General features: G+C 54.9%; 12 protein-coding genes. 3 read left to right on the top strand and 9 right to left on the bottom strand.

The window, feature by feature from the left end:
• Nucleotides 1-3: 3 nt before the first annotated feature.
• From H5P30_RS02565 to accB, 3 genes are read right to left on the bottom strand one after another with little or no spacing between them, the layout of a single operon-like run.
• Nucleotides 4-435, bottom strand: coding sequence for an Asp23/Gls24 family envelope stress response protein (locus tag H5P30_RS02565; RefSeq protein WP_185691396.1), 432 nt, complete (start codon nucleotides 433-435; stop codon nucleotides 4-6).
• A 5-nt stretch (nucleotides 436-440) separates the two neighbouring features.
• Complete coding sequence (accC, locus tag H5P30_RS02560) at nucleotides 441-1829, bottom strand: acetyl-CoA carboxylase biotin carboxylase subunit (RefSeq protein ID WP_185691395.1); 1389 nt, start codon at nucleotides 1827-1829, stop codon at nucleotides 441-443.
• Between the two features lie 10 nt (nucleotides 1830-1839).
• On the bottom strand, nucleotides 1840-2307 hold the full coding sequence (accB, locus tag H5P30_RS02555; protein WP_185691394.1) for an acetyl-CoA carboxylase biotin carboxyl carrier protein: 468 nt from the start codon (nucleotides 2305-2307) through the stop codon (nucleotides 1840-1842).
• 288 nt (nucleotides 2308-2595) lie between these two features.
• Here accB and H5P30_RS02550 point away from each other — a divergent pair, with 288 nt between their 5' ends.
• Nucleotides 2596-3501 carry a transposase gene (locus H5P30_RS02550; protein ID WP_246459240.1) on the top strand — a complete coding sequence of 302 codons (906 nt, stop codon included), beginning with the start codon at nucleotides 2596-2598 and terminating at the stop codon, nucleotides 3499-3501.
• 86 nt (nucleotides 3502-3587) lie between these two features.
• On the opposite strand, the gene H5P30_RS02545 is transcribed toward H5P30_RS02550, so the two are convergent.
• The 6 genes from H5P30_RS02545 to H5P30_RS02520 form a co-directional block, all read right to left on the bottom strand.
• Nucleotides 3588-4292 carry a hypothetical protein gene (locus H5P30_RS02545; RefSeq protein WP_185691392.1) on the bottom strand — a complete coding sequence of 235 codons (705 nt, stop codon included), beginning with the start codon at nucleotides 4290-4292 and terminating at the stop codon, nucleotides 3588-3590.
• Nucleotides 4289-7453 (bottom strand): hypothetical protein, encoded by a 3165-nt coding sequence (locus tag H5P30_RS02540; protein WP_185691391.1) that lies wholly within the window; start codon nucleotides 7451-7453, stop codon nucleotides 4289-4291. Before H5P30_RS02540 ends, H5P30_RS02545 begins: the two co-directional genes overlap by 4 nt.
• Before the next feature lie 226 nt (nucleotides 7454-7679).
• Nucleotides 7680-8042 carry a hypothetical protein gene (locus H5P30_RS02535; RefSeq protein WP_185691390.1) on the bottom strand — a complete coding sequence of 121 codons (363 nt, stop codon included), beginning with the start codon at nucleotides 8040-8042 and terminating at the stop codon, nucleotides 7680-7682.
• 11 nt (nucleotides 8043-8053) lie between these two features.
• Nucleotides 8054-9205: a glycosyltransferase gene (locus H5P30_RS22375; protein ID WP_185691389.1), complete on the bottom strand. Its 1152-nt coding sequence runs from the start codon at nucleotides 9203-9205 to the stop codon at nucleotides 8054-8056.
• Nucleotides 9202-11160, bottom strand: a complete 1959-nt coding sequence (locus tag H5P30_RS02525; RefSeq protein WP_185691388.1) for a heavy metal translocating P-type ATPase — start codon at nucleotides 11158-11160, stop codon at nucleotides 9202-9204. Before H5P30_RS02525 ends, H5P30_RS22375 begins: the two co-directional genes overlap by 4 nt.
• Nucleotides 11157-11696 carry an iron-sulfur cluster assembly scaffold protein gene (locus tag H5P30_RS02520; protein WP_185691387.1) on the bottom strand — a complete coding sequence of 180 codons (540 nt, stop codon included), beginning with the start codon at nucleotides 11694-11696 and terminating at the stop codon, nucleotides 11157-11159. Before H5P30_RS02520 ends, H5P30_RS02525 begins: the two co-directional genes overlap by 4 nt.
• Nucleotides 11697-11758: 62 nt before the next feature.
• Between H5P30_RS02520 and H5P30_RS02515 the strand changes: the two genes are divergently transcribed.
• Nucleotides 11759-12847: a HEAT repeat domain-containing protein gene (locus tag H5P30_RS02515; protein WP_185691386.1), complete on the top strand. Its 1089-nt coding sequence runs from the start codon at nucleotides 11759-11761 to the stop codon at nucleotides 12845-12847.
• A partial coding sequence (locus H5P30_RS02510) for a hypothetical protein (RefSeq protein WP_185691385.1) occupies nucleotides 12840-13577 on the top strand: 738 nt, incomplete at its 3' end. The genes H5P30_RS02515 and H5P30_RS02510, both read left to right, overlap by 8 nt.

Below are 13577 nucleotides of genomic sequence, written 5' to 3'. Positions count from 1 at the left end.
GTTTTAGCCAGTCCACTGTCCCGATTCTTGCTTTGGTTCTTCAGGAACATGGACGCCGTCGATGGTAATATCTACCCGAGCGACATCTTTGCTCGTCATCTTCGAAACTTCTTCGCGAACGGTCTGCTGGATCTGTCCGCCCGTGCGGGCCAGCTCAACTCCGAAATCCAGAATGACGCGGATGTCGATCTCGTAGGTCCCGCCTTCGTCTTCGCTGACGCGCACACCCCGTTCGCCTTCACGCTTGGCAAACATCTCGGTAATGCCCTCGAATCGGCCACCGCCCACGGAGTGAACTCCAGGGACGCTCAGGGTCGCGATTCGAACGATGTTGGCGACGACGCTATGGTTGATCCGAATCTCGCCAAGAGTCGAACTCTCCTCGGAGACAAATGGGACAGTGGATTCGTTATCGGATGAGTTCGGTTGTTCCATAGCGTTTATACTTTATCGGGTTGAGTGGGAGAGAGAAGGTACCGAGGAGTCCGGGCCAGGAATTCTTCCACGTAGCGGGTCGTCGTTTGCCCCTGGCGGAATACCGGGTCGCTGACAATTGCTTGGAGGAAGGGAATGTTGGTGTTGATGCCGCGGATCAGATATTCCTTCAGTGCCCGGTTCATGTGGACAATTGCCTCCTCACGAGTTTCTCCGTACGTGATCAGTTTTCCGATCATGGAGTCGTAATGAGGGGGGACCGGATAGCCGGAATACACATGAGAATCTACGCGAACCCCAGGGCCACCGGGAGGGAAGTAGAGTTTGATCTCACCCGGTGAAGGGGCAAAATTACGGGACGGATCTTCGGCGCAAATACGGCACTCAATGGCGTGTTTGCCACTGATGCGGACCTGCTTCTGTTCGATTCCGAGGGGCTCGCCCGAAGCGATTTGAATCTGCTTCTTGATCAGGTCGATTCCAGTGACGATTTCCGTAACTGGATGCTCCACCTGAATCCGGGTGTTCATCTCGATGAAGTAGAAATCTCCGTTTTTATCGACGAGGAACTCGATTGTACCAGCATTCTGGTAGTTCGCCGCTTCAGCAGCCTTGACCGCGGCCCGGCCCATCTTGCGACGGAGGTCGGAAGAGAGGAAAGGAGAAGGAGCCTCTTCGATCACCTTTTGGTGACGGCGTTGCACAGAGCAATCGCGCTCACCGAGGTGGACGATCTTGCCGTGCTCGTCGGCGAGAATCTGAAACTCGATGTGGCGCGGATCCTGAATGAACTTCTCGACGTAGACGGAAGCGTCCCCGAAAGCCTTTTCGGCTTCGTTGCGGGCACTTTCGAATTCCCGTTGAAAGGCGACGGCATTGTGAGCCACGCGCATTCCGCGTCCACCCCCACCGGAAACGGCTTTAATGATAACCGGAAATCCGATCTCTTTGGCCAATTTCAGCGCCTCCTTGTCGTCCTGAATCGCCCCAGCACTCCCCGGAACGGTCGGAACCTTGGCAGCCTTCACGGTTTCCCGGGCCAAGGCCTTGTCGCCCATGATCCGGATCGTGTTGGAGGAAGGCCCGATGAACTTGATGTTGCAGCTTTCGCACTGTTCGGCGAAATCAGCATTCTCGGACAGGAATCCGTACCCAGGGTGAATCGCGTCGACGTTGGCGAGCTCGGCCGCACTGAGGATCCGGTCGGCCTTCAGATAGCTCTCGGAACTGGCGGCCGGTCCGATGCAGATAGCATCGTCAGCCACCTGACAGTGGATCGACTGTTCGTCGGCTTCAGAGTAAACCGCGAGAGTCTCAATGCCCAGCTCTCGGCAGGCACGAATCACTCGAAGGGCAATTTCCCCGCGGTTGGCGATGAGGATTTTTTTTAGCATACCTCGGCGATTAGCCTTCCTTTACCTTCATCAGGGCCTGTCCAAATTCGACAGGTTCGCCGTTCTCCACGAGAATCTCGACGATCTTTCCACTCACTTCGGATTGGATTTCGTTCATGACTTTCATCGCTTCGATAATGCAAACGACGGAGTCGGCTTTAACCTTACCACCCTCTTCCGCAAAGGGAGGGCTGTCCGGCGAAGGAGCACGGTAGAAAGTTCCCACCATGGGAGATTTCACGTAAACAATTCCCTTTTCCTCGGGCTCGGGAGCAGAAGCTCCTCCAGCAGCAGCCGGAGCACTGGTAGCCGGGCTCGGCAGAGGTGCGGGAGCACTTGCGCCACCACCACCGTGTACGGCGATGATTTCTTTCTCGCGAGCGAGACGAATACGAAAGGTCTCCTCTTCGATTTCCATGGAAGACAGGTCACTGTCCTTCATGAGTTCGACGAGTTTTTCGATCTGATCGATGTCCAAAGCGTTTCCTTTGTTGGGTTTATTGAATTGTTTAATGGTTCGGCAAATCGCTGCAAAGGTGGATAGTAGGAGGCTTCCGTCCTTATCTGCAACCCTTTAGAGAATTTGAACCGGCCATGGTTTTTGGACGCCGGAATGAGGGATGTCGATAAAAGATTCGATTGTCGGAATGATTCGAATTTATATAACTGTTCTAAATATGTTTGACGGTGCTCAGTGGGCGGGGTTGGTTTGGGGATGGGCAAATTAAGACGCAGAGAATCGGATCGGTTGTCGTATCATCATCTAATGAGTCGGACGGTGAATGGGGAGGCTCTCTTTGGCGACCGGGAGCGGGAGGTTTTGCGGAAAATGATATGGCAGGTTGCTGAGTTTTCCGGGGTTCGGGTGGTTACTTATGCGGTGATGAAGAACCATTTTCATATTTTGGTGGAGGTGCCACCAGCAGGGACGGAGGTTCCGGATGCGGAGTTGGTTCGTCGGTATCGCAAGCTGTATCCTAAGCCTACTCCTTGGAATCCAATGCCTGCTGAGGTTTTGGAGGGGCATTTGAAGGATAACTTTCTTGATGGGAGGGAGTTGCGTAAGGAACTGACCCGCCGGATGCATGATGTTTCGGAGTTTATGCGGACTCTGAAGCTCCGTTTTACGCTTTGGTTCAATCGGTCGCGGGATCGGTTTGGGCCGCTTTGGTCGGCACGTTTTAAGAGTGTGCTGGTGGAAGGGGGTCGGTGGGCACTCAGAACGGTAGCGGCCTATATCGACTTGAACGCGGTTCGGGCGGGGTTGGTTGCGGATCCTAAGGATTATCGATTTTGTGGGTATGCGGAGGCGCTTGGGGGCGGGCGGTTGGCTCGGGCCGGGCTTTCTGTTGTGGATAAGGACCTGGCGGGGTATCGGCAGACTTTGTATGGGGCTGGTGATGGTGAGAAAGAAGGGAAAGCATCGATTTCCCACGAAGAAGCGGTGCGGGTTTTGCAAGAGGAGAAGGGGAAGTTGCCTCTTTCGGTGGTTTTGCGGTGCCGGGTTCGCTATTTTTCGGACGGGATGGTGCTGGGATCGGAAGACTTTGTGAACAAGTTTCTAGAAAACGAACCGGAAGGGAAGCGAGCGCGAAGACCTCATCCGTTGCGTGGGAGTGACTGGAAAGGGCTGTCTATTGGTACTGGCTTGCGCAAGGGGTTGTTTGGGTGACGGCTCTGTTTTCGTGTCTTCTCGAAAAGAGTTTGGAATAACTGAAATTTCCGGGGCCGCGCCCCGTGGGGCCTACTTGATCGAGATTAGTTCTGGCTCTCGAAGTCTTGTAGGGTGGTCGCTCCAATTCGGATTGATCCTGACCTTGCTGGGGGGCGGAGGATGAGAAGAGTCCTGCTGTCTTTCCAGAGTGGCATACTTTTGCGGTAGACGAGGTGGACTGAATCCGAGGTCGCCGCGGCGAATAGGACGTCCACCTTCCCTGGGCGTTGAATCGAGAATGCGTCGGTCCATTGGCCCGGGGCGATGTTCTCGGTTTGTTTGTCGATGCTTCCTCCCAGCGGAATCGAGGTCAAGTTGATGACTCGAAGACTGCCGAAAGGGAATTCCTCTTCATCATCCTCCGCTGGATAGACTTTTAGCATTTCGGATTGAGGAGGATCTGTGAAAAGAAGAAGCACTTCCGACCAGGACGGGTTGGGGGTGATCTCTGCTACAGTTTGGAAATAGCCTTCTCCTCCGTCATCAATAATCCTGAAGAAGCGAAGTGGTTGAACGGGGAAGTCTGCCCGAAAGTGATAGAAGACCGATCTCTGTCTCCTATCAAACTGGAGTGCTTCTGGGTCGCCGTCAGGATTTAGGTAGTAAATACCTTTGTAATTCCCCGGATGAAGTCCAAAGACTCGGAATTCGAACTCATAGCTCCCTTCCTGAGCTGTGCTAGTCAGGGAAAATGCACAGATCCCTAGGAGAAATAGGGGTAGGATCCAGAATGATGAGCGAGGAATCATAGTTTCTCAGCGGGTTTGGGGATCCAATGAAAAGAGAGGATTTTGAATTTTCGGCCAAACGGCCCGCCATTGTCATCGATCTCCTCTATCTCCCTCTGGACTATGGCTTCGCAGTAGAATGCGTTTTCTCCAGATCGGTCATGTGAAATATTGGCCCCGTAAGATCGTACTGTGAAGGTGTCAGAGCGGACTTGAGAATATTCTCCGATCTGTGAAATCAGACTTCCCTGGTTGATACTGGCGGGGGAGTATCGGGGAATACGATCATACCCGTTTTCCCGATCATTGATGGTCGGAACTTGATCAATAGCTTCTTGGAGAATTCCTTCATTGAGAAATTCGGCCATACTTAATGGAGGTCGGTTCTGAGTGGCTGCAAAACGCCGTAGTGCTTCTACGACCTCGATCCCGAGATCTTCCAGATCGTCGTCTTTCATTTCTCTGAGACCCTGAATGAACGCCGGGTGCTGTCGGTCAGTGTTGAGTTCACGGGATTTTGTGCTGAAAGCAGAGGGATAGTCGTCTTGCGTGTCCAATGTGAGCAACTCATACCGTGGGTTGTCGGGCCTTTCGATTGAGTTGAACGGGGCCGACTGTGCATATGAGAAAATGACGTTCTGGAGAGGTTGATTCAAGGTCCCCCACGGTGGGTCATCGGCCCAATTCGCACTGTCGGGACTCTCGTATCGAAAGTTGAACGTTCCGGATTCGAATGAGCGCCCGGTTATGGCTGCTGTCCAAGCCTCGGGCGACGTTGAGTTGAGGTTGAATCCGTTATGGAGGAGCAGGTTTTCGGCAGTGTTTGGATCGATAAGAGATGGAGTTCCGTTGTGTTGTTTGATTCTAGGATTTCTTAAGGGCGAATCTCCATCCCACATTGCTGTCGAGGGATCTGGTAAGTTGGAAAGAAAAAATGCATCAAAAAACTGATTCAAGTCGTCTCCCCATGGATTTCCAACGGCGTTGCTTGCGTAACCATCAAACTCAATGAGTCGCAGTTCACTGATGGAGGATATTCCGGATATCGGAATCTCGTAAACTCGAGCGATCCGGTCTTGTCGTCCGCTCCCCCCGTAGTAGAAAAATTCATCACTTTTGAATCCGTATGAGGGCTCGAAGTAACCAGGATCCACTTCTTGGTAGCTACTGGTAAAGTCGTAGGGGACTGCGTCTTCACCGCTCCATGCGTCGCCAATATCCCAGGTATTCAAATCAACATCGATGACTTGGTTCCGAATGTCAGTCTCGCTGAGGATGCGCGATAGGTCATTGGAATCTCCGATACTTTCCTGTTCGTCGAGAAGTCGGAATCGGAAGCCGAAGACATAGCCATTTACCTCCAGGGATTCGTTATTCATGCCCCACGCTCCATCTTCGCTTGTGACGACTCGCTTGAACCAGCTGGATCGGTTCGTGTATGAATTGTATTTATAGTCGATCGTGAAGTTTGGGTAATTCCGAAGGGTGGCTCGGCAGAACTCGCTTTCGTTTCCATTTCCATCAATAGCGGTGAAGGTCACCTGGATCGGGTCTGATCCGAAGGAGAATCGGCCTGTGTAATCGTCGCTTCGACTTCCGTTCAATTGGACCGGTGCTTTGGTTACCGGAAACACCAACGCCTGTTGAATTGCTCCGGTAGAGTTGTCTCCTCCAGTGTCAGTCGGGAAGGTCAGGTGAAAATTCATCCCCGGCTTGAGGGTTTTGCCCGATTGAAGTTCACTCCATAGAATTGAGATATCGGGCAATGGGGTCGTTACGATGTCGGCAGTATTCTTGTTCTCGATCTTCGCAGTGGGAAGGCCTTCGACGGTGATTCGGATATCCGATGAATTAGGTTCTGCTGCGGCGATTGGATCCCCGAGTCTCATGGGGGCTGTGAAAGGATTCCAGATATCAAGATAGACTTTATATATTAGATAGAGATCGCTCGGCTGGCTCGTTGTGTTAGCCAGATTTCCACCGGCGGCAGCCACTCCGCAGGAAAGTTGAAACTCGGTAATGATAGGAGCGAAGGTAAATCGGGATGTAAGGGCACGAGTTTCGGCCAACTTGCTTTGAGGTATGATCAGTGCTTGTCCTTTAACTGCTTGGGTTAAGGAAGGATCGCTCTGGGTCTGAAAAAAATTGACTACCTGCGGAGTCAAAGGGTTGGCGGTTTTTCCAAAGTGGTTGAATATATCTGATTCTGAGATGGTCTCGGGATTAACGGTCTTTAGGTAGCTAAGGTCTTTTTTGAGTCCACCCTCGATGGGATTCGAGAGTACAAAACGGTTGCTGGTTGTTAGATCGTGGAGAGCATGAGCAGAGAGGATCTCTTTCTCGTTGTCTGTTAGGAGGTCGGCAGCGCGTAAGATTGTCTCTCTTCCCAGTTGCTTATCGATTGCTTCGAGTTCTTCGCTGGTCGCCGTGCTATATTGATAAAGTAGAGGATAGGAGAAGGTTGGATTGTGGTCTTGGCGCAGAATTCGGTTCGAATAGCGGCCGTAGTCGAGATAGGTGCCGTTAGGAGGGAGTTTTGACACTTCCTCAATGAGTTCATCTTGGATGGCGATGGAAGCTTTGGTCCCTTCATCTCCTATCCACCAAGCGAATCGAATTCCCTCCGAATCCATGATTTCGGGTTCGACGCGGACGGGATAGAAAGCTCCGGGGTCAGAATAATCTGTGGTGCCAGCCGGTAGGTATCCGGGCATTAGGAGAATATCTCTAGACGTAGTCGCACTTGACGGAGTGGGGGTGTCGCCCGAGACGAGCCAAGTGGGAGAGAGTGAGGAAGACTCGTATTGGTTCTCTCGTGTGGTATCCCAGACTCCGGTCCAGAATCGGTTCTCTGCAGCGGTCTCATTCGGAAAGGGGATGTTGCTCTGATCGCTGTAAAAGATATCGGATCGTGCAGTGACGCGTTGATCCGGGCCGGCGCTCTTCTGAAGTTCGCCCAAGGCTACCAGAAAGCCGAGTTTTGCGGATTCTTTGGCTTTGATCGTTGAGCTTGAGATAGACGCTTCAGAGAGGTGAATTTGCAATTGGCTCGATAGAACGACAAGAAGTAGAAGGACTAACGATAGCATTCCTAATGAAATGATGAGGGCAAATCCGCTTTGATCGGCGAAAGATGCTCTTTCGTCGGAAAGTGTGCTCGTCTGTAGGATTCGTCTTTTCATTTCGGGAACCGAATGCGAAGTGGGAGTCTTCGATGGGAAGGTTGCCTGAGTTTGAAGTCGATCCACGAACTGTGCCAAATTCGTAACTATCCGCTGGAATTTGGGAAGTCTGCTCGGTCTTTGGGTTTTGTGCTCCGAATATGAGCTTGTTGTGGGAGAATTTCCAGTGTTTTCTCGTCGATCTCAGATTCCACGCCCATTTCTCGAATCTACGAGAATTGATGAACTATTCTTTAGTTCTTCGGCTCTGTGGAATGGAGCGTGTTCCGTAGATCCCGAGAACGACGATTCCCCCGAACATGTACGGTGCGCCGCAGAGCCATGTTTCGATTCGGGGGCCTAGGGTGAGGAGGAAGGCGAGGAGAAGGGCGCAGCCGATGAGGAGTTGGACGGACCCGAGGATTCCTGAATTGAGAAACCGGGGGTCTTTGCGGATGGCCTGGACGATGTTGATTATCGTCATCCCGAGGTTGATGAGATTGAGGATGCCGGTGATGAGCAGCAGGAGGAGCTCAGGATCCCATTGGCTGATCCATGGGAGGAGGAGCGCCGCGCCGAGGACAATGATGATGACGAGAATCTCGATCATCCAGGCCTTGGTTAGATTTGCTGGAGCCCGTCGGCTTTCTGTTGGGCGATGGCTTCGCGGAGATCTTTCACGAATCGTTCGAGGACCGCCTCCCAGGAGAGTTGGAGTCCGGTTTCGCGGGCGGCTTCGCGCATCGCTGACCAGTCTTGATCCGATGGCGTGAGGCAGTCCGCGACGGTGAGGAAGGCTTCCTCGTTCTTGAAGGGGACGATGAATCCGTTCTCTTCGTGCTGGATAAATTTACCGGGGGCAGCGTAGTCGAAGGCGAGAACGACGAGGCCGCTGGCGAGGGCTTCGGTAACGACGTTGCCAAAGGTTTCGGTAATGCTCGGGAAGAGGAAAAAGTCGGCCGAGGCGTAGTGGGCGGCCAAGTCGTCTCCTCGTCGAGCCCCGGCGAAGAGAGCGTCGGGCCAAGCCTTTTCCAGGGCTTTGCGCTCGGGGCCGTCGCCGACGATGACGAGGCGGGCGTCGGGGCGCTGGGTACGAATCTTTTCCCAGGCTCGAAATAGCAGCTGCATGTTTTTTTCCGAGGCGACCCGGCCGACGGTCAAAAATACGGGCGAGTCGGGGGGGGCTCCCCAGGATTTGCGCAACTCTTCGGATCGGCGTTCGGGGGTGAAGAGTGTGGTGTCGACGCCTCGCTCCAGGAGGCGAAGGTTGCGAAAGCCGGCTTCTTCAAGGCGGCCGAGGAGGTCCCGGGAGGGGCCGAAGGTGCGCCAAGTGGAGTTGTGTACCGTGCGTAGGTATTGCTCGGCGATCTGCTCCATCCACTGCAACTTATAGTGGCGCATATATTCGTGGAAGTTGGTGTGGAAGCCGGAGACGGGCAAGATCCCGCGGACGAGGGCGACGAGAAGGGCAGCGATCCCAAGGGGGCCTTCGGTGGCGAGGTAGACGGCGTCGGGCCGGGATTCGCGCCAGAGTTCGTCAATCTTGTGAAAGACGGGCAGGCCCATGTTCAGCTCCGAATAGCCGGGAAGGGCGATGCCAGCCACGGGGATTTCGGCAAATTCGGGGCGGGGCTCGGGTTCCTCCTTTTGCCGGGGACGGATGACCGAGACTTGGTGACCGAGGCGGGAGAGGCCGAGGGCGAGTTTTTCGAGAGTCATGGCGACTCCGTTGATCTCGGGGGGGAAGGTTTCGGTGACGAGGGTGATTTTCACTTTGGCGTGGGAAATTCGGCGGTGAGGAGAGCGCGGATGGATACGGTGGCGCTGGAACCCAGCATGAGAAGAGCCGCGGCGATGGGGTGAAGAATACCGGCCGCGGCGAGCAGGATGCCGATGATGTTGTAGATGACCGCAAAGCGAACATTGGTTTCCACGCCGCGATGAACGCGGCGGGCGAGGTCGATGCCGCGGAGGAGGGTGGTCAGATCATTGCCGAGGAGAACCGCGTCGGAAGTCCCGCGGGGTAGAGAGGCCCCTTCGCCGATCGAGACGGAGGCTGCGCCCGCGGCCATGGCGGGGGTGTCGTTGATGCCGTCGCCGACGAAAATCGGCTCCTCGCCGAGCTCGACGGATTCTTGGACCCGCGCGCGTTTTTCTTCGGGACGGAGGGATTCTTGGACGGAGATTCCGGAAATATTCTTCCAGCGGGGATTGGGGTCGCCGGAGAGGATGTCGACATTGATTCCCCGGTCGCGGAGTCCATGCAGGCATTCTTCGGTCTCGTTGCGGAGGTTTTCCTCGACCCGGATTTCAGCGGCGTCATGGCCGTCGACCTGGACGAGGATGACCTTCTCAGGAAGGGCGGGAGTTGCGGCATCGGACTTCTGGTTGCCGGGGGTGCCGATCTGCAGCGAGTAGTTGCGCCCGTTCTCGCGAACCGTCGCGGAGATTCCTTTTCCCGGGAGGATGTGGCGGTCGGTGATCTCGGCGGAAGGCTCATCGACGAGACCGGTCAGGGCCCGGGCGATGGGATGTTCCTGTCCCTTCTCGGCGCTGGCTACCCAGTTGCGGAGAGTGGCTGGGTCGGTGGGAGAATCCTCAAAAGTTTGGAAGTCGCGGACGACCAGGTGGGCCGAGCTCAGGGTCCCGGTCTTGTCGAAAAAGATACGGTGGGTGCGGGCAAAGGCGTCGAAGGCCTCGCCGTGGCGGCAGAGCAGCCCTTTTTCCGAGAGCCGGAAAAGGCCTTTCCAGATCGCGATGGGGGTGGCGAGTCCCAAGGCACAGGGGCATGACACCAGAAGGACAGCCATAGCGTTGAAGAGAGCCGCGGCCCATCCACCGGAGCCGAACAAGAACCATCCGGTAAAGGTGAGGGCCGAGATGGTCAGAACGAGCGGGAAAAACCAGCGGATGGTGTTGTCGGCCCAATGCTGAAGCCGTGACGGACGTTCGCGGGCTTGTTCGACCCAAGCGAGAATCTGGTCGATCTGGCGCTCGCCGACTGGTTTGCGGGTTTCGACGGTGAAGGTTCCGTCGACCGACCAAGAGCCCGCATGGATCGGCCCTCCGGGGCGTCCGATGATGGGGACGGGCTCACCGGTGAGCTGCGACTGTTCGAGATAGCCGGTTCCCTCCAGGATGATTCCGTCGACCGGGACCGCTTCTCCGGGGTCGATGCGGACCCGGGCACCGGGCCGAAGAAACTCGACGCGGGTAACCCGAACTTCGCCGCCCTCCAAAATCTCGCGAGCCGATTCGAAGGTTTCCCGGTAGCGGTTGATCTCCTGAAGAACTTTGTTACGCGATAGCGTTCCCGCCCGTTTCCCCACGGTGTAGACGGAGAGAACGATCGCGACCACCTCGTAGTAGACGGACCCGGTGCCAGTGATGGAGGCGAGCAGGGAGCCGATGAGGGCTCCAGCGCAGGTGACGAGAAAGAGAGCCTCGACCGTGATCTTTCCGGCGCGGAAGGCGGCCCAGGATTCGCGGCCGAGCCGCGGGCCAAGGAGGGCGATGACCACCATGGCGGAGGCGAAAAGGGCTCCGTGCAGGGTCCAATACGTGGCGGAGCCGTAGACTGGGCTGGCGATGTTGATCGCAAGGCCGAAGACCATGCTTTGGCCCGCAAGCACGAGGGAAATCCCGAGCCGGATCCAAAAGATGGAGTCCGACGATTCAGAATTCTCCTCGGGAGAGCCTGGGGCGCAGACCGAGCAGCCCACGTTCATTCGGTCGACCCTTTCGGTTCGAGAGATTCTTCAGCAGCTTTGAGGGCGACCCCGACGCATTCGTGACGGGTGCGGAGATCGTGCACGGCAGAGAGGATTTTCACATCGTCGTCGACATCGACCTCTTTCCCTTCGAAGACCATGGCCCGGATTTGGTCGAGAAGTTTGCGGGCGTCTTCCCGGCTTTTTCCGGCCAACGCTTCGACCAGCAGGGAGGAAGTCGCGGTCGAGATCGCGCATCCGGCGGTATCATGCCAGCACTGCGCGACGCCGTTCTCGGAGAGGAGGGAGTAGAACGCCACCTCGTCCCCGCAGCTGCGATTCTTCGCCCAGCCACGGATGGCCGCAGCGTCCGGCGTTTCCGTCCCTAAAGGATTGCGGAACAGTTGGAGCAGGCGCTCTTTGTAAATCGTCTGCAGCGTATCGTGCCTGTCGGTCTTTTCGGTCACCCTCCCAACATCTCGCGAGGTGGCGGCTGGCGCAACTCCGATCCGATGAGAATTAGGCAACTGGGGAATTCCCTCAATTGTGAACATTTATCAAAACGCAGGTTGACATTTTTGGAGCATCCAGCTCCGACTGAGGAACGATACGAAACTTGGTCTCAGTCTCAATTTTGCTTTTTGCTCATTTATCCGCGCAGACGAATCAATCGGCGGAAGAGTATTTTGAGGAAAATCCCGAGATCAAAGAGGACGTCCGGGAGAAATCGATCCAAATGCAACGGTCTGAGTTGGATGTGAGTTCAGTTCTCGAAGCACCCACCTTGGAAGAGAAAAAGTTGGCTGGACGGAAGATCATTTATCGAATCGTGGCGGATGGCGATCCAGTTCTCGCAACCCATGCGATCATGTTCATGTCTTACAGTCTTCCTCAAGGTCTGGAGCCGGCATTGCGAAAAAGACTTTCAAGCAGGAAGGGTGATTCCTGGGTTGGCAGTCACCTTCGTTTTAGCGCGATTCACTATCTTGTGCTTCTGGGGGATCAGGAGTCTTTCGACACGATCATCGATTTTGCGCAGTCTTCGGATCCTACCTATCGCCAACGAGCATACCGAAGCGTAAGGGATATTCATCCGGATTCGGCGACCCCCGAGCAGAAGGCGAGAATTCTCAAAATCCTCCGAAAGGCTTATCGTGAGGAGGCTGATCCGGCTGGCCGGTCGGGTGCGGTATCGGCCCTCGTGTATTGGGAATCTCCCGAGCGAGTGAACATGTATGTTCGCGAGTTGAAGAACAAAGCAAACGGTCGGGAGGACCGTGAATCGCTTCGAGCGGCGATCGAGATGGATCAACTGAGGATTTGGTCGCGCGAAGGAATGGTCGAAACCGAGCGGGTAGCCGAAGTCGAGGGAAAGGGCTTTGAGAATTCGAAGAAAGATCCGTTGGTGCGGGATCAGCTATTTCGCCAAAGACTTTACCGGATGGTTCGGGATGGGCAACACGACGAGAAAATGTTCGCGGTGGAAGCCCTTGCTCAACGGGGGGATCCACAGACCGAGCAAGTGATGGAGTTCTTTTCGTATTCGGATAAATGGCAAGAACGACTACGCAGCGCTTTTTACCTGCTGCTCACGGGAAAGTCGGAGGAAGCCTACAAACGGCTTCAGGATGAACAGCAACCATTTGTGAAACTCGCCCTTCTCTGTGCTTTTGTCGAGCAGTCCCCGATTTCAGGCGATGAATAAGATTTTTCTCATTGTTTGCTGCGTTGGCGCGTTTCCCCTTTTCGGGTCGGCGAAATTTGTTCTGGACGAAGTGGTTTCTTCGTTGGTGAGCTGTGGGTCCACCCCGACCTATAGGAACAATTGCGGAACGGAGGTTGATACGCCGGAGGCCGAGGATTCATGGGATCATTATAACGCATGTGGAGAGGGGCAGTGCGTGGAGCCTGATCCGGATGAAGTCTGTTGCCAGGGAGAGATTATGATACCCGATGAAGATCCGCCGGACGAGTGTTCGGTTTGGGACGAGGAAGAATGCGAATGGGTCGACGGCTGCGAAGAGGGCCAAGAATGCTGTCCGGGAAAGGGATGCTGGAACGAGGATTATAACTGCCAAGACTGCTTTGTTCTTTCCGAAAGCAGCGCCGAAAATGAGAACGAGTGCACGGTGTTCTTCGATAACGATTTGGAAGAATTGGAACCCGTCGACGAGTTGATCGATCCGGACGGGTTGAACATTCTCTATCAGCGAGTTTCTTTTTCGATTCCGTGCCCGGGATTCACCCCATTCTTTGTTCAAGGCAGTGAGCCGCCGGAGGAAGTGACGACTTATCTAAAAGAGACTTATACACGAAGCAAGGTTTCCGGATGCACCGACCCTACGGACGGCCTTTTCGGAAGGACGACAACGACTTATGCGGTGGCGAGTCGGGAGAGATGTGTGGCAGAAGAGGGATGGACCCATTATGCGCCT

Source organism: Puniceicoccus vermicola (genome assembly GCF_014230055.1).
In the GTDB taxonomy this organism is placed as follows: Bacteria; Verrucomicrobiota; Verrucomicrobiia; order Opitutales; family Puniceicoccaceae; genus Puniceicoccus; species Puniceicoccus vermicola.
The sequence above is the reverse complement of the archived record's forward strand: the minus strand, read 5'-3'. Positions and strand labels throughout refer to the sequence as shown.

Excerpts from the sequence above, each read along its gene's own strand:
- H5P30_RS02565 (WP_185691396.1), bottom strand. The coding sequence starts at position 435 with ATGGAACAACCGAACTCATCCGATAACGAATCCACTGTCCCATTTGTC.
- accC (WP_185691395.1), bottom strand. The coding sequence starts at position 1,829 with ATGCTAAAAAAAATCCTCATCGCCAACCGCGGGGAAATTGCCCTTCGA.
- H5P30_RS02550 (WP_246459240.1), top strand. The coding sequence starts at position 2,596 with ATGAGTCGGACGGTGAATGGGGAGGCTCTCTTTGGCGACCGGGAGCGG.
- H5P30_RS02545 (WP_185691392.1), bottom strand. The coding sequence starts at position 4,292 with ATGATTCCTCGCTCATCATTCTGGATCCTACCCCTATTTCTCCTAGGG.
- H5P30_RS02540 (WP_185691391.1), bottom strand. The coding sequence starts at position 7,453 with ATGAAAAGACGAATCCTACAGACGAGCACACTTTCCGACGAAAGAGCA.
- H5P30_RS02535 (WP_185691390.1), bottom strand. The coding sequence starts at position 8,042 with ATGATCGAGATTCTCGTCATCATCATTGTCCTCGGCGCGGCGCTCCTC.
- H5P30_RS02525 (WP_185691388.1), bottom strand. The coding sequence starts at position 11,160 with ATGAACGTGGGCTGCTCGGTCTGCGCCCCAGGCTCTCCCGAGGAGAAT.
- H5P30_RS02520 (WP_185691387.1), bottom strand. The coding sequence starts at position 11,696 with ATGTTCACAATTGAGGGAATTCCCCAGTTGCCTAATTCTCATCGGATC.